Raw genomic sequence first — 23,282 nt, forward strand, 5'->3', positions numbered from 1 at the left:
CTCAAGAAAAACCCTAAAATTCCCCTTTATATTTGCCACTTAGAAGTAGTTTTTGAAATATTATTACAAATATTTACAAATAACATATCTAAATGTTACGTTATTTGTAATCATTTACAGGAGGATATTTCATTCCTTCCTCAATTCCTCTTCCACCTTCATAAACAATTAAATTTATCTGTTCCAAGTCAGCGTCATAAAAGTATTCATAACGGTAAGTGGGATCATCCCTATAAGTGATTTTAAATACATATCCACCCATTTTATAGTCTTTGAGAATCTCTTTTGAAGAGATCTTACTACTATCTACACCTTGTTTTTTCAGATACTCAGTGAATTCTGCTTCAGCAACGTCTTGATTCCCAGGATAAAAAGTAAATACAGTTAAAACGGCTAACCCAACCACAATAACTAAACCAATTATTAATCTCTTTTTCAATTATTTCACTCCTTTAGAACGTTTTTTACAAAATATACATTAATATTTCAATTATTATTTAAGGAGGTGAGGTCTATAGAGGTATTCCATTCTGTTTCATTCAAACAAAAAATAATAGAAAAGGGGATCAGAAAAATGATGACGCTCTTTCCCGAATAATTTCTCTAAGTAGATTGTCTTTCTTTCAAGTGAAGGATAGTGAAGTACTTGCTGCTTGTTTAGTAAGAACAAAACAACAATTTGGCTATGAAGCTGAAGGTGTCACATTATTTCAAGCTTTTATTAACAATGAACATACAGATGGAATACACGCTCTTCAAGCTGCACTACAGGAAGGGCTTCATTTTAATCGTTCAATTAAAAGAACTACCTATAATTTGGAAGACAAAATGAAAAATGTACTTTCGTTTTTAAAAAATAATGGATTTAAAAACACTGATATTTCACAAGTATTTATGACAAAACAGCTTATTGAATAACTTAAAAATACAGCTATCGCTATAAATTGGCGTTAGCTGTATTTTTAAGTTAATTATTTTGAAGTAATTACCTTGTTATCTTCCTGTAAAAGATGAGTTAATGCTACTCGGAAACTACGTATGTTTCTATTTCTACATAAATACTAGTATAAACAATCTCGCGAATAAATCTCGGCTTGAAGCCTACGTAAATTGTATGAACATCCATTAATCGTAAAGAACTATTTAGTCGAGAAATAGAGATAGCAAGCTCATTATAATCAAATGCTTCTACATCTTCTAAGCTAACTGTCGAAAAATTGAAAGGAAGAACCTGGTACTTATCACTGAAAATAACATAAAAAAAACTTGCATTTATTAGTAAGCGGAAACTCCAATCAAGGAGAAAATAACGATTAATGTAATGATAAATACAATCATTCCAATAACAAGTGAAGGAATAATTAATGTAGCAAAACCCTTCCAACTTGAAAATTGATGAACTTCACCAATTGCTTTACTTTGAATAACAATCATCCAAATCGAAAATGTCGCCGAGACCAAACTTGACACCAAAAACCAAATAATAGCTCCTATTGACATTCCAGATATCATATCCATCACAAATATATCATTCCGAACAAAAATAGTGGAAAGTATCCAAAATGGAGTCATCCAAAAATTCGCAATCATTGCAACTCCAATAGCTTGAAGCATTTCTTTAAACTTTCCGGTCCCACCAAACCATTTTCCAACCCAAGTATAAAGAGCGGCTGCGACGTACAAACCAATTAGACCAAAAATTGGACCTAGCAAAACAATTAAGATTAACAAGAACCACCATTGGAGCTCTAAATTCTTACTTAACTCTCCGAACGCACTTATCCCACTTGGTGCTCCTGCGAGAGCCGCAACCATAAGCGAATACTTTAAATCTTTGTTTTCCAGTACATAGCGAATGGTTCTCCTAGTTGAAAGCCAAATCGAAAAAAATGGATTCAATTTTTCTATTTCTTTATATTGCATTTCCTCTGTCATATAATCCCTCCCAGAATATTTTTATTTTTCACAAGCACCCCCTTATTAAAGTATGTAGATGAAACAAATTTTAGATATGCTTTACCTTGGAATAGCACCGATCCGTTTCTTTTCACCCGCTATATGATACGACTTTGGATCTGCTGCACAAGCCCACGCTAGTTAAAGTAAAACCACTCACAAGCTAATTACATATTAACGGATATAAGAAAATATAATTTCTAAATCATCCCAATTTTCACCAATCCATATGTTTTCTTCATTAAATCTTTTTAATGGAGAAGAGTTTTGTACCTTAATAGCTCGAACCCATTCTGCCTCTTTCCACTTAGTTAATTTTATTGAGCGTATTAAGTTTTGATTTGTAAGTTTATGATATTCTCGATAACCTTGAACAAATGTATAAACTTTATCTATATGTATTTGTCCATTGTCCACACAACACGATAAAATAGGTCTTGATATGTAAAATTCAGGATAAACAAAGTTCATCCTATCAAAATCATGAATTGCTGAGACACTATTAGCATTAAATAAAATGTTATCTACAAATAAGTCCCAGTGACCCCAACCTTTTTCACAATCTGAAAAAATATCCAAATCATTACCTTCCAAAATTTTTCTTTGTATTTCTAAATTAGAAAGTATATTGGTGCATTCAAGTCTATTAGCTTCATCCCATCTCTTATTCCAATTTTTCAACATACCTTCCTTAGATCGAACATCGCAGTGTATGGTAACTGAACTGTATTATTGGAATTTAAGATTTTATGCATTTCTCCAATTTTTTTACCTAAACTATACATTTGTTCTTCGTTTGCTGTTCCCGTCTGAATATTTTTTCCTTCACATAATTCCATCAGAACAAAACACTCACCATAGGAAGACTGTATTACATATTTTTCTTTATGTGAGTATATCACAAAATTTGGTAATCTTATATAGCAATTTCCGACTAACAACCGTCTATAACCGTCAATAATCAATTGCGATTGCAAACCTCAGTGTTGATAAGGTATTCCATTTTAACATTTTAAACTCATGGGTCTGCGTTGTTAGAGTAGACTGTATACCTAAAGCACTTTCCACAATGACAAATAGTTTTTCAGTTTGTTCTTTTATCGTGGTTCTAGTATCCCTGTTTTCTGTTAAAATTGTATTTTCTAATTTCATGGATTGGTCTTCCAAACGCTTCAAGCGTTCTTCATGCTCTCTATCCACTCTCTCTAAGTCACTGATACGATCTTCATGATTTTGTACTGTTTCGAACATTGACGAGTTGCCTCCTTTTGGCATCCTCTCACCCCTTTTTTGATACATAAGAAGAGCACCCCTTTGGATGCTCCTCTGTCTTGATTATTTAATTTTGATACGACGCATAATGCTCCAACAACGACTTAAAATAGAACGTCATTATCTAATAGTGGTTTAATAATTATTTTATTGAAAGTCTCATGGTAATCTCTTCACCTATACGTCCAATTTGCCTCTCATTTGTATCTTCAAACCCTACTTTTAAATATAAGTTTTGGGCTGGTATATTTTCTTTATCTACTACTAAAACAACTTCGTCACATTTAGGAAATTCTGACTTAACAAACTCAGTCAATAGTGACATTCCTTTTTTTGCGTAGCCTTTTCCTTGCGCTGCATGATTAATTGATAGAGCAGTTAATAACAAAGCGTTCAGATTAGCGGAGTATTTCTTTACACGTTCATTTGAATTTAATAGAAAGAAACCAACAGGTGTATTATCACTTAAAATAACTATACGATGCTGTCCATCAGTAGCATCCACAAATTTGGTTGGCAATGCAGAAAATTGTTTTTGTTCATCTGTAAGTACAAAAGAGTTCAATCCTGTCAAATACTCACTTGAAAAAGGCTTAAGTTCAACAGCGTTAATATTTTCCATAATGCAATTCCCCATTCATGTCATCCATTCATTTTAAATTTAGAGTAAATATATATCTAAAAATAATTATGTTTCCTCCTGCAAATTAGTTACTATAAATAAAAGGTATTGAAACATAAAAAATAACGCTAGCTTATGCTGCATTTAAGGTTCCTTACATAAAAAGAACGTCCATTTGAACGTTCTTTCCAAAGATCCCACAAACTCCTCCATTCTTCTATTAGCTTCCTCCTCTGACTCACTCACTGTAAGATAGTTTTCATATGATTCACTCACTGTAAGATAGTTTTCATATAGTTAATTCCTTTGATAAGGAAAAATTACTCTGACTTCATTTCGACATAAGTAATTGTCTTTTTTATGGTTACTATGCATAATTGTAATAACGAAGTATTATTTTTGAGAATGATACAAGACTTCGACTAGTCAAAGTTAATGAGGTAAATTATGTAAAGCAGCTAATAAACAGTTTTTCTTAATTAATATAAAAGGGTTCTTCGTGATGTAATTGAAAAGTTGTGTAGTGATGTGGGATTTTAAAAACGATAACGAAAGTTTCAAAAACATAATCTAATTGTAAAGGGATAGAAATTGATGACAAGACTAAAAAAAGATCCGCGTGTAATTAGAACTAGAAGGTTACTAAAGCAGGCATTAATTGAACTAATGGAAGAACAAGCCTTTGAGGAAATTAAGGTACAGGATATTTCTAACCGAGCTACAGTAAAACGTGTGACCTTTTATCTTCACTATAAAGATAAGAATGAGCTTCTGATACAATGTATTGATGAAATTTTAAGTGATTTACGTGAGAAAGTAAATGTCCAAGTGTCACTTTTAGATAACTTCGATTATTTAGAAGAAGACCCTCATCCAAGTTTTGTTCAATTATTTCACCAAATTGCAGAAAATTTTGCTTTTTATAAAGCCTTACTTGTTACTAACCGCGTTCCATATTTAGCTTCGGGACTTTTAGAAATTATACATGAGTTTGTTTCTGAAGGGATCAATCAAATCGAACCTAGTGAGCAAAACCTTACCGCTAATAGAGATTTAATAATCAAATATGTGGAATCTGCCTTTTTGGAGGTTATTATTTGGTGGATTAAAAATAACTTGCATTATTCTGAACGTGAAATGGCTTTTCAATTAATGAATTTGTCTATTAAAGGTCCTTACAAAAATAACCCTCTGAAGAAAAGAGATGAATCGCTCGCTGAAAACGAGTTAAATAAAAAGCCGCTCAACTAAATGATCGACTTTTTATTTGAAGTTTAGTTCAAAAAATAGTTATGTTTTTCTAAACTTTTTTCTTTATAGCACATGTGGCAGCCTTTCCTTAATGCCCTAATATTAAATGGCTGTCCAACCGCCATCAATAACTAGCTCAGATCCGGTCATGAAACGTGATTCATCAGATGCAAGGAATAGTACTCCGTAAGCAACATCTTCGGGTTTTCCGAAATAAGGAAGCTGAGTGAAAGTTTGATAGAATGGTAATGCCTGCTCAAATGAATCAGCAGTCATAGGTGTTTCAATAATACCAGGGTGAACAGAATTCACTCTTATTTTGTCTTTTCCATATTCTACAGCAGTTGATTTAGATAAAGAGCGTAATGCCCCTTTTGCAGCAGTATATGGACTTGATCCAGCCATACCCACTATCCCACCTATAGATGAAATATTAATCAAAGACCCACCACCGGCTTTTTGCATCTCTGGAATGACATACTTCATCCCAAGTACACAGCCATTTAAATTAATATCCATAACTTTATTCCATTCATCCATTTCCATTTGAGTCATCGTTTTTGGACTAGCTACTCCAGCATTATTGACTAGTACATCTACCTTACCGTAATGGTTTATAGCTTCTTGAATAACATTTTTCCATTCTTCCTCAGATGTAACATTATGTTTTAATCCAATTGCATCTCCGCCATTTGCTTTAATTTCACTAATTACCTCTTTTAACAAATCATCTTGAATATCTGTTGCGACTACTTTTGCTCCTTCATATGCGAAAAGCTTTGCTTCTGAAGCTCCCATCCCTAGTGCTGCTCCAGTGATGATTGCTACTTTACCTGTTAAACGTCCCATCATAATCACCCTTTTCAAAAAATTAAATATCTTTCTCTGACTTTCAAAAAATAGCTTCTACAAAAATATTTCATGTATACCTAGGATGTTTATATTATACACTAAATATATTTATATTGTGAAGTTATTAACACCATGTTAATTAAATGTTTATTTGGAACATGATAAGAGATGTTTATAAATGCTTATTCAAACTAACTCACAAGTGGGTATGTGGTTTCTCCTATCTTCGCTGATGCTATATTAAACAACAGGCTCTAACTGAAGATAACACCTAAGAAGGTTTACACTTTAAACCTGGTATACAAAAAATAATCCATTATGAACAAAGATTGATCATAATGGATTATCTCATTGTGATTCAGTATATAGACCGAATTCTTTGGCGAACTCCTCTCCAGGTGAACATCTCCAATTACCACTTTCATCAGCACTCGTTAATTGAGTAAAAAATTATAATTAAAGTTTAAAATTGAATTACAATGTGTTTTCCTAAAGGAGTACCACCATTTGTCATAGTCTAGATTTATCTTCATAAAATCGATATGCATCACTTCTTTGTAAAACCGATTCTATAGCTATATACTCTGCCCCATTTTCATTAAACCGATTATGTATGTATTTTAACAATTTCTCTTCATATCCAAATTTGTGCGATGAAACACATCAGTTACTAAATCGTAAATAAAAGTATGATGGATTATTATAAAAGTTAATTCTCCAACTTAATCCTACCAATGAAACTATTTCATCTTCAACATACATTGCATAAGCTTGTACTCATCTTTACTAATATTTTGAAGTAATTCTATGTATGTTTCTTTTGTTAAATCAGTTCGTAATTGTTTCATAATAGGAAAAGCTTCTATCCACTGCTACGTATATGTTAACTCGAGTATAGTTGAAATTCGTTTAAGAAATGTTGTTTAATGTCTGCCCCTTCTCTAATAATGCTGTATATTACTGTATGACGAATCTTCCCTTCTTTTAGAAACATGTGATTTCATAAATAACCTTCTTTTGCTGCACCTAATCGTTCCATTGCTCTTTGTGATCGAAAAAATCATGTCCTGTCTTAATTTGTACTCGATTCAGTTCTATTTCTTCAAAACAGGATTGTAATAATAGATATTTACATTTTGTGGGTACTAAGGCTAGCGAAGAAGCTCGATGAACTTTGTAGCCATATAGCCATCCGTTAGTCTGATCCCACGACCACGGTGCATCACAGACGGCATTCTTTATATTTTTAATTCCTTCAGCAAGTGGCCATCGAATCCTTCCACAAAGTTATGCAATTGATGGTTGGAATACAGTTTGTTCAAAAAGTTTCTATAAACGTTTGAGCTATAAATGAAAAGAACTCATTAACAAAGATTGATTAAAATGAGTTCTTCTTCTATTTACAACATTGGAATTTTAGCTTCGGAATTCATTTTACACTTGAGAGTTAGGATAATTCATAGTAAAATCAGTAAAGTGATCACTCTAAAACTTTATAGGAACTGTATAACCTCTAGAATATGGCTAGAGGGTGTCTACCAGGAACCTTAATAATCCTGATTACAGAAAATGAATTTCTTCATTTTTTGTAGTCAGGATTATTTGTGTTTTCTGTAAAGGATCTTCAGAGCCATTTCTTTTTATTTCAACTAAGAAAGGATATGAAACAGAATATGAATTTGAAAGTTTTTATATTAGCATTATCGATTGTTGCAGTTGGATTGGTTGAATTAATCGTTGGTGGGATATTGCCGACAATCGCCGACGATTTCAATATTTCATTAAGTACTGCTGGGCAACTTATTACGGTGTTTGCACTTATTTATGCCATTGCCGGTCCTGTTCTACTGGTATTGACCAGCAATATCGAACGCAAGAAGTTGTATCTTTCTTCCTTGTTTGTTTTTTTCATCGGAAATGTAATGACGTATTTTAGTCCAAACTTTACCTTTATGATGATAGCTAGGGTGTTGACGGCAACTAGTACAGCACTTGTCGTTGTCCTTTCTTTAACCATTGCTGTTAAAATTGTTGCTCCAGCCCACCAAGCAAAAGCTTTGGGCCTCATTTATATGGGTATTAGTTCTTCACTAGTGTTAGGTGTACCATTGGGAATCCTGATTTCCAACATGTTTGGATGGCGCATAATATTTCTTGGAATTGCTGTATTATCAATCGGTTCGATGGCACTTATTTCACGATTTTTGGTGCGCATTCCTGGAGAAAGAACCATTCCACTTTCACAACAATTAAAGGCTTTAGGAAGTGGGAAAATAATCAGTGCCCATCTAGCTACCATGTTTATGCTAGCAGGACATTATACTATTTATGCCTATTTTACACCATTCTTAGAAACGAATCTTCATCTAAATTCCAACTGGATTAGTATCTGCTATTTTGTATTTGGAATTGCAGCTGTAAGTGGTGGAGCATTCGGGGGAACACTTTCTGATTGGATTGGTGCTCCCAAAAGTATCATCATCGTTATCAGTGCATTTGCTGTTGTATTGTGTTTATTGCCATTTACAACTTCTTCACTCTTCTTATTCATCCCAACGATGATGGTTTGGGGAGCATTGAGTTGGAGCTTGGCACCACCGCAGCAAAGCTATTTGATACAAATCGATCCAGCTACGTCTTCTATACAGCAAAGCTTTAATAATTCCGCATTGCAAATTGGTATTTCGCTTGGGTCAGCAATTGGAGGCCTTGTGTTAAACCAAACTGGCTCGATTTCCAGCACAGCTTGGTTTGGTAGCGGCATTGTCATTATTTCGTTATTATGCGCTGTCTTTTCTTTTACGAGACCGATCATATCAAGAGAACAAAAGGCTGCGGTCTAAATCCCAAGGGGTTAAAAGTTGGCGATTGTATAAGCTAACTTTTAACCTTTTTATGATCTTTCGAATGGTTCATATCCCTATTCCTCTAATTATTTAACAAAGGGATAATATTAATCTATATTAAAAACAATGGCTTTTTTATTTGCAATGAAGTCAGGCTTTGAAAATGATTAAAAATCAAACTTTATTTTTAACCTACTATTAATAGTTTCATAATTTCTTATGATATCTCTCGCACCAAGTCACAATTTTAAAATTTGCAAATCTCTCCCAAAATTATATTTGTTTTTAATGGTATTCCTCATACGCGTGGTTAAATGCTCTTAAAATCGAAATAAATAGCTTTTGAGCAATCGTGGTCTTTAAATCAACATGAATATTCTGAAGGCTAAGCCTTTAAAAAAACTATTACTGATGCTCTTTTATTCTGCAATTTTATAGATTTTAAACGTTTTTTAATTTTCATGGGAGTTTAATAAGAACTATCCTTATTCAGGATATTTTGAAGTGTAATACTCCACACCTTCTTCATCAACTATAATTCGGTCTCCAATTTTTTTAAACTCTAATGACAAACTATCTTCCGCAGTAATATAATATCTATCTTTTTTTGTTCTAATTTTTACATTCTTATAGATTTTTTGAAGAGGGTTTTCAGTAGAATCCTCTGATTCAAAAATTTCATCTATACTTGTTTTTTTTCGTTATGATCATAAGTAGTAAAAATCAGTAGTTCTTCACCATGAATTGCAATAATCTGTGAATATTTATTTTTAAACCCACTATCTTCAAAATCACTTGGTTTTGCTTCGTATTGAATAACATCTTCCGAACACGCTGCCAATAAAAAAATAAACGCAACGCTTTTAAATAATAGACCCCTCTTTTTCAACACGATTTCTCCTCTCAACTAGTATTGCTATTTATTTTTACGTATTAAAAACAAAATAGTTCCATTTTTTACAATATTTCCAGCAATCTTTCTTAAATTATACTGCGGCTCTAGTTTAAGCATAACATTTCACAATGTATATCTGAGAACAGCTTAATGTTTTGGACATAAAAATAGACCATCAAAATGATGGTCATATTTCGCTAAAGCACGCAGTTAGTTGAAGAACAAATGTTGTAGTTTGATAGTTATACATCTGATTTTTGGTTATTACTTTTTAATTTTATAAACTTAATAATGAATAGAATTATTACTAAAATCATAAGAAACTGTCCTAAATGGAGTAACCCTGTTCCTAAGGGATAGTTTATTGCATATTCTTTTTGATATTCCAATAGTTCTTTATTACTTATAAGATTGATATCTTGTAAAGGGATAAGGATGGTTTGTAATATAAATCCAATTACTATTAAACAAATTGATATAAAAATTATGCTAAAAAGTGTTATCTTATTGAACAAAAATCCCATAATATCACCTCATTTTCTTCTACTTCTTACACAGACGCTTTCACATAATAAAAGTTGTACGAAATGAACGAATTATCATTTCAATCTTGAATTTACTCAGCAATATTCTCAAAGGTACCCATTCAATATTTTCTAGCTGATTTAGTATAAATTTAAGTAAAAAACCTTGAAAGGCTTTTAGCCAATCAAGGTAATTGAGTTCAAATAAACTATTTTTATACATATTATGAGGACCTCTGTAATAATAAATTAAATAGCTATTACTGTCACTTTTTTCTATATCTTGGGAAGAAGTATCGTATATTTTGTCTTGCTTAAATTGACAAATCAAATGATAAAAAATCAGGCAGTTTTTGCTCATGCTTGTCGAGCATAATCTGTTCCGGCTTGATGCCCTGCTCACGCAATACTTTAATGTTCTGAACGAGGAATTCGTCGCTGCCGACAACATAGAAAAGTCCATCCTTGTCTGCAGCAAGGTTTTTCACTTCTTCATAGTAGTCTTTACGGTTATCGACGAACTGTGATGTGAACTTCTTGTTAGATTCGGATTTAAATATATTGGTGAATAAGAAATCTTTTGATGAATCGATATTCAGGGAATGAATTTGATTGACGTTGTCAGCACGCTCGAAATAATCAAGTACAAGCGGTCTGAAAGTTGCCAGGCCGACACCTGATGACAGCAGGTAAACATTTTTGTCTTCTCTTTTAAGCGGTACATTCGAATGAGTTTTAAATATTGCAACTTCATTGCCGACTTCAAGATTTCTTAAAATCGTTTTAAACTCAGAGGACTGCTCTCTGATACGTGTTGTGATACCGATTGAGTTTTCATGCGGTAAAGTAGAGATTGACATGTGGCGAATAAGACTACGGTTTGGTTTATCTCCGGCATTAAAACCTTCCAGTGCGAAGTGTGTGTGAGAACCTTCTTCCCATGTAAAGCCTTCCGGACAGTCGAGCAGGTACGTTTTAACCTCAGGCGTTTCTTCAATAATCTTATTTATTTTAGTCCAGTATATTTGCATTTTATATTCCCCCTACTTAATTATATTTATCGTTATTATCTAATATACAATAAGTGATAATAATTCTCAATTAAAAGGTTTGATTATAACTAGTTTAAGCTTCATATAATGGTCCAGGTCCAACACCTTTTGCTATAACAATATTATAGTACAATTATTGTTTTCTATTCTATTTCACTTAAACAACCACTATTCACCCATTTGCTAAAATTCGAGGTAATTATAGTAGCATAGATCGGGTCTATATCCCCAGAGTCAATAGCTAATACCTCTTAACCAACTTACCAATTGAAAACCATTTGTATATCTTAACAAATCCTTATCATCTTAATGCGTTGGATGAATATATTACGTTTCATTATCTACGTGTTAAAATATAGACAGATAAATATTGAGGAATAGTCCGAAAACTATTCTTAAACTACACTACAAATGTAACGATATACTTCGAAGCTGATGCCAAACGGTTATAGTGTGTATGATTGTACATTTTTGTGTATTAATGCGAATGTTTGTAAAACAAGTACATTCAAGGATTTACATAGAAATTAAAATAATAGGATGGTGCTTCAATGATTGGTATGGGCTATCGGACGATAAAGACTGCCGTAGGAGCAGGGCTGGCAATTTGGATTGCGAGTTTATTGGATTTGGAATTTGCGACCTTTGCAGCAATTATTGTTATTATGTGTATTGAGAAAACGAAGAAAAAGACATTAATTACAATTAAGGATAAATTCTTTGCCTCACTTTTATCTTTAATTCTCGGTGCTTTGTTGTTTGAAGTATTAGGTTATTCTCCCATTGTCTTTTCTTTATTTATATTATTATTTGTTCCAATCCTCGTAAGAGCTCACATCCAGGGTGGTTTTGTCACAAGTATGGTTGTCGTATTACATGTTTATACGGTAAAGAATGCTAGCTGGGCTACGTTTCTGAACGAGATCTATATTATTTTCATCGGCATAGGAATAGCTCTTCTTGTAAATAGTTTCATGCCAAATTTCAAGCGAGATATTGAAATCTTTAAGAAGAAGATTGAACAAAAGTTTGAAATCATTCTCTTTGAATTCTCTGCCCATTTAAGGGATAGTATGCGAAGCTGGGATGGGAAAGAAATACTTGAGGTAGAGGATTTGATCAATCAATCCAAGAGCATTGCCATTCAAGATGTAGAAAATCATCTGTTGCGAAAACAAAATAAAGATTATTATTATTTAGAAATGCGAGAGGATCAACTGGAACTCCTACAACATATGATGAAAATCATTGCTATTTTCTCTTCATCCAGCCTAGACATCAAACAGAAAGAAATGTTTGCAGAGTTCTTGGAGAACTTAAGTCGGAACGTTCATTCGGGTGATACTACGGACATTTCATTAAATGAGTTAGAAGAATTAAATGAAATAATCCGCAAGATGGAGTTGCCGAAGACAAGAGAAGAATTTGAAGTACGAGCGAATCTATTTTATTTGATTTTTGAAATGAAAAACTACCTAAACATAAAGAAAAAACTTTTCACAAAAAGAAGTCGATAGTGTAAGGAGCTTGTGAGTGGGGATATTCAGATGGTTCATCATGATTTCATAAAATTACAGAGGATATCGATTATATAATGCTCGTCGATATCCTCTCGATTTTTAATCCATTTTATTTGAATTTTCTAGATGGTTTATAACAAACGTAGCCCCATTCAATTGAACAGGGCTACGTTTGTTCTCTATTTTTATTTCACTCTTAACACTTGTCCAATATAAATTGTGTAATTGGCATCAAGACCATTCCAACTTTTAATCTGTTGTGCTGTACTACCATATCTTTGGCTTAATGAATAGACAGTATCGCCACTTACTACCGTATGGTATACGACTGTGCTTTTCGGAGGAAGATTGAAACACTTAACAATTCCATTCACATGCCCTTGCGCTAGAGCTTCTATAAAGGAAGCTGTTTTCAATTTTGTGGCATCAGTTGCAGTATCGATAAATCCATTTTCCGTCAATAGAGCCGGCATATTGGATTCACGTAACATGTGGAAGTTCTCCTGTTTCTTACCACGATCTGCATAATTAACAAGCTTTAAGATTTCTGTATGAATAGTATTTTGATAAGTAGTAGTAGGCGTACCTACTCCTGGGTAAATGTAATCCTCATAACCTGTCCCACCTCCTGCATTTATGTGGACCGAAAGGAGAAAGTCAGCTCCCCAAGAGTTAGCTGCATTAGTACGCTGAGTTAAAGTTAGTGTTTGATCTCCGGTTCTACTCATCAATACACTGACATTGTTGTAATTAGCAATTAGAATATCTTTGATTCTAGTGGCAATTTGCAATGTTAGATTTTTCTCTTGTAACCCATTTCCTGTTGCACCTGGATCTGTCCCGCCATGACCTGCATCAATAAATACTTTTACCATTAAAAATCACCTCTTATTAGTTTTTATATTGCTATAATCTTTCTGCCTTAGTGATCAAGTGTTTGTTTCGTATTAGCTCGGGTGCCTCTCACTTGATCATAGTTACAAGGAACATCGCATATCATAATTCCTTCTCCCACAACTCTAATTTAAACATTGTAATTTTTTTCTAGTCCCATGTTTTTCCCTCCTTTATAATGTATTCATTTATAAAAGGGAAAGAAAAGAGGATAAATACAACCACTGATAGGAAATATTATATTAAATTCAAATTTTAAAGAGATCGATTAGTGGCCGGAATCAATAAAAAGAATACAAATCCCATTAAACGAATTTGTACTCTTTTTTTAAATGCTATTTTTGGACGTAACTTGATTCTTCTACTTAGAACGCAATCATTTGATTCATTATTCTGGTATAGTCCCTAAGTGCTCTGTGGCTTATTTTCGGCTAATTTTTGTTGTTGATTAATAAAATCGAAGAAACCAGGTACATCTTTTATATCATTGCTACGGATTTTTTTTATTATTAGCTCCAGCAAATCTTGTTCTAAATCATCTCGATCATGAATGTTTGTTTGCAAAAGTACTTTTTTTATCTTCGGCTCCAGCAGTTCAATTATTTTTATCATTTCTTTATCAGACATAGCTACCTCACTTTTATGACTTTTTTTTTCGAATACATCGGCTAAGGAACTTATTGCGCTTTCTAATGCCTCAATCTTTCTTTCAAATCTGTGTAATAAGTAGATTGTTACAGCAATAGGAAAACCAAAATTTCCGATCAATTGAACAAATGCTTCTCCTTCAAACATACCGAATTCACCCCATCTCGTAACTTTTTAATAGCACTTTTTCTTGTTTTATATATTGATTGTTGAGTTATTCCTAATGATTTTGCGATTTCTGTATCTGTCATTTGATGAAGATAGGAAAGCGTTATAATATATTTTTGCTTTTCAGTTAGCTGGTTAAAGCTTTTAAAAAGTTCTTCACTTGTTAAATGATCTTGAAAACGTAACGAAGGTGAATGGTATTCATAGTATTGATTAAAATGCTGCTCACAAATCAACTCTGCTCCTCCTGTTTGTTCCGTAGCTAACTGATACCTTTTATTGTGTAGGTGGAGTTTCTTATCAAAATGTATACTTTCAAAGTGCAATACTTTAATTAAATATGAAATTAGTCTGTACCTTTGGTAAAAACTTCTGAAGCGTTCGTCTAATATTATTTTTATGTCATCTGAATACTCCTTTTGATAATTCTCGAACAACTCTCGATTATCTGTATCATCTAAAAATGATACTATTAATTTATTCTCCAATATTTCCATAAAATCATCCTCCCAACTTTATTTTTAGAGCATATGTTCTATTTTATTTAAAAAATATAAGAACATAATGTTCTTAATATGTAAAAGTATCTTATATTAAGTAAAGGTAAATTTCTTTGATGAATAACAACCTTAATGTGATTTTTTAATATATTTTTTCTTATTATACCATTCTATAAATACCGCTCTTATACTGGATTTCTTCTCGCACACTTTTTTACTGTTGGAACAAAGAATCTCCTTTGTAACTTTCAAAAAACAATAAACTTAGGCTAAATCAAAAACATCTATTTAAATAGCCCTCACCGCATGGTGGATGGCTTCCATTTCAATCTACGTCCAATATTTTCATAGGTTATGCTCATCAAGCATACAGAAATAACCACTTCACAATATTCTTTAATATTTCACTTTTTAGAAGGAAGGTAAAGAGAGAAGTTCTAATATCCGCAAAAATAAACCTTACGAATTAATATATATAAAGTTTACTGGGACTCTTACACTAACACTTTAGGAAAATAACGGTTAAAATAATCGTCCCCACAGGTGATCATTCTTCTACCCCACTGATAAACTATTAATAAATGAAAGTTTAGAAATGACCTGTTGCATTATTTTTTGTGGGTCACTGGTATAGTAACAAAACATGTATGGAACTAGTATAAAACTATCTCTTTTTTAGAGTTAACTTATACTAATTCAACTATTATTACAAAAAATATTTAATCCACGTATAATAGAGAAAACCATTAGTTAATTTTCGATTGATTCTATCAAAAAAATTAGCATTAGCTAAGATTAGATTCATTTCTTCACTAAAAAATTCAGTAAAGAATAAGGAGATAGGTATATGAGTAGTATGATTAAACTAGGCATCGTTGGATATGGTAATCTCGGAAAAGGTGCAATTGAAGCGATCAAACAAACTCCAGATATGGAGTTAGTAGCAATTTTCACAAGAAGAGATCCTAAAGACTTAAATATTGATGAACCCAATGTTAAAACTGTAAATATTGCAAAAGCGAATGACTACAAAAATGAAATTGATGTGATGTTACTTTGTGGTGGATCTGCAACAGATTTGCCTGAACAAACTCCTTACTTTGCAAGCATGTTCAATACTGTAGATAGTTTTGATACGCATGCAAAAATTCCTGAGTTTTATCAATCTGTAAATAAAGCTGCAACAAAAAATAATACAACCGCAATTATCTCAGTTGGATGGGATCCAGGCTTATTTTCCATCAATCGCGTGATGGCAGATGCAATTTTACCCAATGGTGAAAACTATACATTCTGGGGTAAAGGACTGAGCCAAGGACACTCGGATGCAGTAAGAAGAGTAAATGGTGTAAAAAATGGTGTACAATATACAATTCCAGCTGAAGAAGCAATCGAAAAAGTTCGTAGTGGTTCAAATCCTGAACTAACAACTGCAGAAAAGCACGCCCGTGTTTGCTATATCGTTGCTGAAGAAGGCGCAGACAAAGCAGCAATCGAGTATGAGATCAAAACTATGCCAAACTACTTTGCTGATTATGATACAGAAGTAAATTTCATCGCAGAAGAAGAATTAAAACGTGATCACTCCAAAGCACCACATGGCGGATTTGTCATCCGAGGTGGGAATACGGGAGCTGGCAACAAGCAAATTTACGAATTTTCACTTAAACTAGAGAGCAATCCTGAATTTACTGCAAGCGTATTAGTAGCCTACGCGAGAGCAGCTTATCGCTTAAATAATGAAAAACAGTTTGGAGCAAAAACAGTTTATGATGTCGCACCTGGTTATATTTCACCACGATCATCCGAAGAATTAAGAAGAGATTATTTATAAGAAATGTTTGTACAAACAACTCCCTTTTTTATATAGGGGGTTGTTTTAGATTCCCTTCAAAATTCAATTTTTTGAGTTTCGAATCATTTTCCACTATTTTGCTCTTCCAACTTAAAAATCCCGCTACCTTCATACTGTGAAGATTAGCTGGGTTTCTTAATTATTTTCATCCACCATTTATTGAACGTAATAATTTGTTCAATACAAAAGTGACTGCTCATTGTTCTTCAATCGCATCTGTTTGTTAAAAACAACTACTAATATAGTCCAGTACCACTTAATTTCAGCAAGGTAGTTACTATGTACTTTTTACCAAGCTCATCATCAAAGCACTTTTCATCGTGAATGTAACCTCTCTCTCTAAAAAAGGTATACCATTTACCTTCTTCCTCAAAATAATGGAAGCCTTCAACCAGAGAATCTCTGCTCGTTGAATCACTATGTGGGATCCCATGGATAGAGGTATATTCATACACTTCTTCATTGCTAACCGTAAAAACTTCTGAGTATTTACGAGTTCTCATATCTCTAACACCTAGCGTTTTACAAGCAAAGTCTAATGGATTCCCATAAAGCAGTATCTTTATCTGAGTTTCTTTATCAATCAAAAATATCAACTCCTTATTAAGATTTGTTTCAAATCCACATTTTAAACTTATCCTTCATTTTACATTTAGAATACTAAATTGTCTTCTTATAAAACGGATGGCATTTCCTTCATCTGAAACTGCCCCCCACTGCACTGCATGGTGTATCGTTTTTGTTTCACTGTGTAATCTGTCTAGCATAGTAATGAATATGGAAATTCATTAAAGTACAATCAACATTAATAAAATCATCTTTAATTTCGGTACGTTTTATGAACCTAACAGCATTACGAGAATCTCGAAAGGTTCCTGTAATTGTACTAATAACTGGGTCGTTACCCCCAAATTAATTTTTAACTAATTCATTCAGTACATATTCTGTTAAAGGCATTTTACTTAGAACGGCAAAAAAAGAACGAAATCCATCATCGGAAATTCGTTCTTTTTCATTATACTAACTCTAACTACGCAATCGCTTCACAATGTGGTGAGGTAAGTGACAACATATATATGGCGGAATAGTCATTCAACATTGTTTGATTCAAAATTATTGAGCAGTGCACGCACCTCATCCGTTGACTTTGTGTTCATCAATTGATTTCTTAATTCACCAGCTCCACGGAATCCTTTGACATAAATTTTGAAAAAGCGATGAAGCCCTGTGATAGAACGAGGTAAGCTTTCAGCATATTGATCTTGAAGATCAAGCTGCAATCTTAAAAGATCCAGGTACTCTTTACTGCTATGCTCTTTTGGCTCTTTTTCAAAAGCAAAAGGATTTTTAAAAATACCTCGCCCAATCATAACGCCATCTATACCATATTGTTCAGCAAGCTGAAGCCCAGTTTGACGGTCAGGAATGTCTCCATTGATTGTTAGTAGCGTATTTGGCGCGATACGGTCACGTAAGTTTTTAATTTCCGGAATTAGCTCCCAATGCGCATCTACTTGGCTCATTTCCTTTTTTGTACGTAAATGAATCGAAAGGTTAGCGATGTCTTGTTTCAAAATATGAGTTAGCCATTCGTGCCACTCCTCTATATCAGTGTAACCAAGCCTTGTTTTCACGCTGACAGGTAGTCCACCAGCTTTTGCTGCTTGAATAAGTTCTGCCGAAACGTCCGGGCGCAGAATAAGGCCACTACCTTTCCCTCTTGAAGCCACATTTGGGACAGGGCAGCCCATATTTATATCGATACCTTTAAATCCTAGCTCTGCCATGCCAATACTCATTTGACGGAAATATTCAGGCTTATCCCCCCAAATATGTGCCACCATTGGCTGTTCGTCTTCTGTAAAAATTAAGCGTCCACGCACACTTTTCATACCCTCTGGATGACAATAGCTATCCGAGTTTGTAAACTCTGTAAAAAATACATCCGGTTTACCTGCTTTACTTACTACATGACGAAAAACAACATCGGTCACATCTTCCATTGGTGCAAGTACAAAAAATGGTCGAGGTAAATCACGCCAAAAATTAACTGTCATATTTATATTCAAATCCTCTCATTATGTATTAAGGGATACACTGTCAAACGCTCATCCCAAAATTAAAAAGCAAAAATGCTCCTAATTTTTAACGCTTTTACCATGTATAATCTATTTATTATTAGTTTATAATAATACCCAAACTAACCTATCCCGAACAGTGTGTGGAATATATTTGGCAATTCAAGAGATGTCAATTGGTTTAAGTCGTTAAGTCATTATTATAGTATAACCTAGCTTTTTTAATTTATCTTCATACAATTTCCTCTTCAACTAGATTTTCATTTTGGAAGAAGCTATAGTAAGCCTTTCGCTCTAAATTGCCCATTTATTTTTGGTTAAAGAAATACGATATTTAGAGAAAGCCCTACTTCACTTTACACTTTCAACAAATTTCTTCCTACAATATTTGCTTGATTTATTCTGGAAAATTAGAAGTAAAAGCAGACGGTCAATTAAAAGTGCAATATCGCACTTCTAAACCGTCTGCTTTTTATGTTTCAAAGAATATTAAATTAGAAATTACATTTTATTGTTGGAATCAGGAGGACAATACTTAGCACTTCGTATTATTTAGGAAGATTTAGTTGCCACGAAACTCCGAAGCGGTCATTTAACCAACCAAACTTTTTACTGAAACCATAATCACCTAAAGGCATGAGTGCTTGTCCATCCTCCATGAGCTTATGGTAAAGATTGTCAAGTTCCTCTTCCGTATCACAAGTCACAAAGATTGAAAATGAAGGAGTGAAAGTAAACTGATGCTTCACATTACTGTCAATACACATAAATTCTTGCCCTTTTAAAGTAAAAGTAGCCTGCATTACGGTTCCTTCTTTTCCAGATTCATTAGGTCCGTATCGAACAATGCTTGTAATTTCAGAATTCTCAATGAGGGATGTGTAATAATTCATCGCTTCTTCTGCATTGTCTTCTTGAAACATTAAGAATGTTGCTACCTTCTGCATTATAAATCCACTCCTTTTCATACATATATACTCCAAATTATAATGTAATTCTTAAGAAACATCCATTTGAATCATAATATCTTTCATTAATATATTTATGTAGATAGAAATTTATTTACCAAATAGTATCCATTGACGACTTAACTGCTTTTGAGAACTATCCTATATATGGTAGATTAATGCCTGCTATCATTTCTTCCTCTCCAATTCTTTTCTCTCTTCATCTAATATCGGCATTATTATTATCTAATTTTCATATTGTTTAGATTCTTTTTCAATAATAGAATAAATTAATCGAACATTTAGGGAATTGACTGAAAACTATATTATATATGTCAGATTATCGTTTAATCCAAGGGAGTGCTATAGACACATGACTACGATATTAGAAAGTAAAACAGCGGAAACAACTATTGCAAACAGTTATATAAATGAAGTATTTGAAACTGTGAAAAAGCGGAATGCCAATGAAAGTGAATTTCATCAAGCAGTAAAAGAAATTTTTGATTCTCTTGCACCTGTTTTTGCCAAGCATCCACAGTACATGGAGCACAGTATTCTGGAAAGAATTGTGGAGCCAGAAAGAATTATTATCTTCAGAGTCCCATGGGTAGACGACAATGGTAAAGTACAAGTTAACCGCGGATTCCGTGTACAGTTTAACAGTGCTATCGGACCCTACAAAGGCGGTTTACGATTCCATCCTTCTGTAAACTTGAGCATCATCAAATTTCTTGGCTTTGAACAGATTTTGAAAAATTCTCTAACTGGTCAACCAATCGGCGGAGGCAAAGGGGGATCAGACTTTGATCCTAAGGGCAAATCTGATGGAGAGATCATGAGATTCACTCAAAGCTTTATGATGGAGCTCAGCAGACATATTGGACCTGATATAGACGTACCAGCTGGTGACATTGGGGTAGGTGCACGAGAAATTGGGTATATGTTTGGACAGTATAGAAGAATTCGTGGAGCATATGAGGCAGGTGTACTAACTGGAAAAGGTCTTGGATATGGTGGAAGTTTAACACGAACCGAAGCTACTGGCTATGGTGTTGTATATTTTGTGCAGGAAATGCTTAAAGACAAAGGGCTTGACTTTAAAGGCAGCACAGTTGTAGTATCTGGGTCCGGTAATGTCTCCATCTATGCAATAGACAAAGCAACGCAGTTAGGTGCGAAAGTTGTGGCCTGCAGTGATTCCAATGGCTATATTTATGACCCGAATGGCATTAATCTTGAGACAGTAAAACGGCTTAAGGAAGTTGAAAGAAAAAGAATAAGTGAGTATGTGAATGAGCACCATGAGGCACTATACATAGAAGGTTGCTCAGGTATCTGGTCAATCCCTTGTGATATCGCACTACCATGTGCAACGCAAAATGAAATTGACAGTACATCTGCAAAGACCTTAGTTTCAAATGGAGTAAAGGCTGTTGTTGAAGGTGCTAATATGCCTTCAACACTAGATGCAATTGACGTGTTTTTGAAAAACAACATTCTCTTCGGCCCAGCAAAGGCTGCAAATGCTGGCGGGGTTGCAGTCTCTGCATTAGAAATGGCCCAAAACAGCGCACGATTGTCCTGGAAATTTGAAGAAGTAGACGAAAAGTTGCAGCAAATTATGAAAAACATTTACCAAAATAGCGTCAAAGCCGCCGAAGAGTATGGCTATCCTGGTAATCTGGTAGTAGGCGCTAATATCGCGGGATTCTTAAAAGTAGCGAATGCAATGGTGACTCAGGGAGTTATTTAAGTAAAAAAGTAAGAAAAACCGTTCAAAAAGACACTCGGTCCTTGAAAATCAAAACCTGTTTCTATCGTTTTCGAAGGGCTTTGAACAGACGTTTTGCTATATGATTACCGAGTGAATTTTTAGTGATATTGGTTGTGACCCCCGTCACAACCAATATCACTTTTTTCGGTAATCTAACATCTAAGAAGTTATCTCTTACCAATAGATTCACATTAACTCTTAAACCAAATAAAGTGATCTAACATGTATAAATAGTTATCTCATTGTTATTATTAATCTTATTTAAGCTTTCCTTTGATGGACTCAGCAGCAGCATCAGCAGCCTCTTTTGGAGTTTTTTTACCTTCTAGCATAGTTTGAAGTTCAGCTTGTATTAAAGGCATAATGTTACGTCCTTCCGGATGTATAACTCCAGATTGAGTAAACTCAGTGTAGGATGCTAATTGCGCTAAATACTTCTGATCATCATAAATATCTTTTGCAGATTCTCTAGTAGGGATAAATTGTGTTTCTCTATTGAATATTCTTTGATTGTCAGCATTGGTAATAACTTTAATGAATTCAGCCGCTGCATCTTGGTTATCTGAATTGACTGGTACTACAAACATTCCAGTAGTTCCATAAGTAGCTTGCTTCTTATTTTTTAATGGAGGAGCAATGACAAACTCAAAAGTCTCTTTTCCTAACATTCTACTAACCGAAAGACCCGCTCCTTGTATAGATAGTAATTTTCCACTATCCCATAAAGAATCATGTTCTAGAGCAGTAATAGAATCCTTTGGAATCCATCCATTTTTATACATTTTGTTAATAAATTCAAATGCCTCTACTCCATCTTCGTTATTAATCATTACTTTATTATCTTCTGTAAGAATTTCTCCTCCCGCTTGCCATAGGTAAGGATATAGAGTCCCGTTCATAGATCCTCCTCCTAGAAAACTAGAAGCATAATACCCTTTTTCTTTAGCTTTTGCAGCCCAGTTTTCAAATTCCTCCCATGTAGTAGGAAGTTTTGTTGGGTCTTCTCCTATTGCTTTAATAACATCCACGTTATAAATAAAGGTTTCAACCGATTGAAGGATAGGCACTCCGTACATTTTCCCCTTCCATGTAGCCGAAACCATTGAACTATCCACAAAATCCTCCATATCATTGTCTTCTAAATAAGAGCTGAGATCTAATAGCATTCCTGCTTCTGCATATTGGGGCATTTGATCTGGAATTGCATAAAACACATCTGGTCCATTATTGGCTGCTAAGGCTGTAAGAATTTTTTGGTCACGGTTTGCCCAAGGAATTTGTTGAAAGTTAACTTTTACACCCGTTGCTTTCTCATAGGAACCGATTAATTCCTTCCACATTTCCCCTTCTTTTTCTTGATTGTCTGTATAAGGATGAGCCCAAACTGTAATTTCTCCTTTGCCCTTAGATTCAGAAGACCCGGCTTCATCACTACACCCCATAAGTAATACACTGCATGTTAAAAATAGTAAAAAGATTATTAATTTTTTCATTTAATCGCCCTTTCCAATTTCATTCATCCTAAATAATCCATTTTTCTTTAGTTTCTAATCCAAACCTATCCCCTTTCATATCAAATGGATATTCAAAAGTTGCAAAAAAGAAGAGAATTTTCTACACATTTT

At 33.8% G+C, this 23,282-nt stretch carries 23 protein-coding genes, 1 pseudogene and 1 riboswitch; of the genes and pseudogenes, 6 read left to right on the plus strand and 18 right to left on the minus strand.

Annotation, left to right across the window (positions count from 1 at the left end; genetic code table 11):
* Positions 1–100 precede the first annotated feature (100 nt).
* Complete coding sequence (locus MKY37_RS02385; protein WP_340773385.1) at positions 101–439, minus strand: ATP-dependent metallopeptidase FtsH/Yme1/Tma family protein; 339 nt, start codon at positions 437–439, stop codon at positions 101–103.
* A gap of 173 nt (positions 440–612) precedes the next feature.
* Between MKY37_RS02385 and MKY37_RS02390 the strand changes: the two genes are divergently transcribed.
* Positions 613–918, plus strand: coding sequence for a hypothetical protein (locus MKY37_RS02390; protein ID WP_340773386.1), 306 nt, complete (start codon positions 613–615; stop codon positions 916–918).
* A 357-nt stretch (positions 919–1,275) separates the two neighbouring features.
* Here the strand turns inward: MKY37_RS02390 and MKY37_RS02395 are convergent, their stop codons facing one another.
* From MKY37_RS02395 to MKY37_RS02415, 5 genes are all read right to left on the minus strand, one after another.
* Positions 1,276–1,935 carry a Yip1 family protein gene (locus tag MKY37_RS02395; protein ID WP_340773387.1) on the minus strand — a complete coding sequence of 220 codons (660 nt, stop codon included), beginning with the start codon at positions 1,933–1,935 and terminating at the stop codon, positions 1,276–1,278.
* Positions 1,936–2,130: 195 nt separating this feature from the next.
* Positions 2,131–2,637, minus strand: coding sequence for a hypothetical protein (locus MKY37_RS02400; protein WP_340773388.1), 507 nt, complete (start codon positions 2,635–2,637; stop codon positions 2,131–2,133).
* Positions 2,634–2,795, minus strand: coding sequence for a hypothetical protein (locus MKY37_RS02405; protein WP_340773390.1), 162 nt, complete (start codon positions 2,793–2,795; stop codon positions 2,634–2,636). Before MKY37_RS02405 ends, MKY37_RS02400 begins: the two co-directional genes overlap by 4 nt.
* Before the next feature lie 115 nt (positions 2,796–2,910).
* Complete coding sequence (locus MKY37_RS02410) at positions 2,911–3,207, minus strand: hypothetical protein (RefSeq protein WP_340773393.1); 297 nt, start codon at positions 3,205–3,207, stop codon at positions 2,911–2,913.
* Between the two features lie 163 nt (positions 3,208–3,370).
* The gene (locus MKY37_RS02415) at positions 3,371–3,850 is read right to left on the minus strand and encodes a GNAT family N-acetyltransferase (protein ID WP_340773395.1); all 480 of its coding nucleotides are present in this window, start codon (positions 3,848–3,850) and stop codon (positions 3,371–3,373) included.
* 594 nt (positions 3,851–4,444) lie between these two features.
* On the opposite strand from MKY37_RS02415, the gene MKY37_RS02420 reads away from it, so the two are divergent.
* Positions 4,445–5,101, plus strand: a complete 657-nt coding sequence (locus tag MKY37_RS02420; protein WP_340773397.1) for a TetR/AcrR family transcriptional regulator — start codon at positions 4,445–4,447, stop codon at positions 5,099–5,101.
* A gap of 102 nt (positions 5,102–5,203) precedes the next feature.
* On the opposite strand, the gene MKY37_RS02425 is transcribed toward MKY37_RS02420, so the two are convergent.
* Positions 5,204–5,950, minus strand: a complete 747-nt coding sequence (locus MKY37_RS02425) for an SDR family NAD(P)-dependent oxidoreductase (RefSeq protein WP_340773398.1) — start codon at positions 5,948–5,950, stop codon at positions 5,204–5,206.
* Positions 5,951–7,435: 1,485 nt separating this feature from the next.
* Positions 7,436–7,536, plus strand: a riboswitch (purine riboswitch).
* Positions 7,537–7,626: 90 nt separating this feature from the next.
* On the opposite strand from MKY37_RS02425, the gene MKY37_RS02430 reads away from it, so the two are divergent.
* Positions 7,627–8,796, plus strand: a complete 1,170-nt coding sequence (locus MKY37_RS02430; RefSeq protein WP_340779823.1) for an MFS transporter — start codon at positions 7,627–7,629, stop codon at positions 8,794–8,796.
* 685 nt (positions 8,797–9,481) lie between these two features.
* Here MKY37_RS02430 and MKY37_RS02435 read toward each other — a convergent pair.
* The 3 genes and pseudogenes from MKY37_RS02435 to MKY37_RS02445 all read right to left on the minus strand — a co-directional run.
* Positions 9,482–9,688, minus strand: coding sequence for a hypothetical protein (locus MKY37_RS02435; RefSeq protein WP_340773399.1), 207 nt, complete (start codon positions 9,686–9,688; stop codon positions 9,482–9,484).
* Between the two features lie 844 nt (positions 9,689–10,532).
* Entirely contained in the window at positions 10,533–11,249 is a 717-nt protein-coding gene (locus tag MKY37_RS02440) for a dihydropteridine reductase (protein ID WP_340773400.1), read from the minus strand.
* A 167-nt stretch (positions 11,250–11,416) separates the two neighbouring features.
* Positions 11,417–11,521, minus strand: a pseudogene (locus tag MKY37_RS02445) (SMI1/KNR4 family protein); the annotation flags it as partial.
* Between the two features lie 300 nt (positions 11,522–11,821).
* On the opposite strand from MKY37_RS02445, the gene MKY37_RS02450 reads away from it, so the two are divergent.
* Positions 11,822–12,787: an aromatic acid exporter family protein gene (locus MKY37_RS02450; RefSeq protein WP_340773402.1), complete on the plus strand. Its 966-nt coding sequence runs from the start codon at positions 11,822–11,824 to the stop codon at positions 12,785–12,787.
* Between the two features lie 188 nt (positions 12,788–12,975).
* Here the strand turns inward: MKY37_RS02450 and MKY37_RS02455 are convergent, their stop codons facing one another.
* The 3 genes from MKY37_RS02455 to MKY37_RS02465 all read right to left on the minus strand — a co-directional run bounded on the left by MKY37_RS02455 (position 12,976) and on the right by MKY37_RS02465 (position 14,997).
* A complete protein-coding gene (locus MKY37_RS02455) occupies positions 12,976–13,665 on the minus strand; it encodes an N-acetylmuramoyl-L-alanine amidase family protein (protein ID WP_340773403.1) in 690 nt (229 codons plus the stop codon).
* A 424-nt stretch (positions 13,666–14,089) separates the two neighbouring features.
* Positions 14,090–14,479: a YvrJ family protein gene (locus MKY37_RS02460; RefSeq protein ID WP_340773407.1), complete on the minus strand. Its 390-nt coding sequence runs from the start codon at positions 14,477–14,479 to the stop codon at positions 14,090–14,092.
* Entirely contained in the window at positions 14,449–14,997 is a 549-nt protein-coding gene (locus tag MKY37_RS02465) for a sigma-70 family RNA polymerase sigma factor (RefSeq protein WP_340773408.1), read from the minus strand. Before MKY37_RS02465 ends, MKY37_RS02460 begins: the two co-directional genes overlap by 31 nt.
* 850 nt (positions 14,998–15,847) lie before the next feature.
* On the opposite strand from MKY37_RS02465, the gene MKY37_RS02470 reads away from it, so the two are divergent.
* A complete protein-coding gene (locus tag MKY37_RS02470; protein WP_340773409.1) occupies positions 15,848–16,834 on the plus strand; it encodes a diaminopimelate dehydrogenase in 987 nt (328 codons plus the stop codon).
* A 257-nt stretch (positions 16,835–17,091) separates the two neighbouring features.
* Here MKY37_RS02470 and MKY37_RS02475 read toward each other — a convergent pair whose 3' ends face one another.
* From MKY37_RS02475 to MKY37_RS02490, 4 genes are all read right to left on the minus strand, one after another.
* Complete coding sequence (locus MKY37_RS02475) at positions 17,092–17,442, minus strand: hypothetical protein (protein WP_340773411.1); 351 nt, start codon at positions 17,440–17,442, stop codon at positions 17,092–17,094.
* A 54-nt stretch (positions 17,443–17,496) separates the two neighbouring features.
* Positions 17,497–17,622 (minus strand): hypothetical protein, encoded by a 126-nt coding sequence (locus tag MKY37_RS02480; protein ID WP_340773413.1) that lies wholly within the window; start codon positions 17,620–17,622, stop codon positions 17,497–17,499.
* 321 nt (positions 17,623–17,943) lie between these two features.
* Positions 17,944–18,912 carry a tRNA dihydrouridine synthase gene (locus tag MKY37_RS02485; protein ID WP_340773415.1) on the minus strand — a complete coding sequence of 323 codons (969 nt, stop codon included), beginning with the start codon at positions 18,910–18,912 and terminating at the stop codon, positions 17,944–17,946.
* Positions 18,913–19,481: 569 nt separating this feature from the next.
* Positions 19,482–19,880, minus strand: a complete 399-nt coding sequence (locus tag MKY37_RS02490) for a VOC family protein (RefSeq protein WP_340773416.1) — start codon at positions 19,878–19,880, stop codon at positions 19,482–19,484.
* 373 nt (positions 19,881–20,253) lie between these two features.
* Here MKY37_RS02490 and gdhA point away from each other — a divergent pair, with 373 nt between their 5' ends.
* Complete coding sequence (gdhA, locus tag MKY37_RS02495; protein WP_340773419.1) at positions 20,254–21,636, plus strand: NADP-specific glutamate dehydrogenase; 1,383 nt, start codon at positions 20,254–20,256, stop codon at positions 21,634–21,636.
* Positions 21,637–21,914: 278 nt separating this feature from the next.
* On the opposite strand, the gene MKY37_RS02500 is transcribed toward gdhA, so the two are convergent.
* Positions 21,915–23,150, minus strand: a complete 1,236-nt coding sequence (locus MKY37_RS02500; RefSeq protein WP_340773421.1) for a sugar ABC transporter substrate-binding protein — start codon at positions 23,148–23,150, stop codon at positions 21,915–21,917.
* Positions 23,151–23,282 lie beyond the last annotated feature (132 nt).

Source organism: Psychrobacillus sp. FSL K6-2836, from assembly GCF_038003085.1.
Classification (GTDB): Bacteria; Bacillota; Bacilli; order Bacillales_A; family Planococcaceae; genus Psychrobacillus.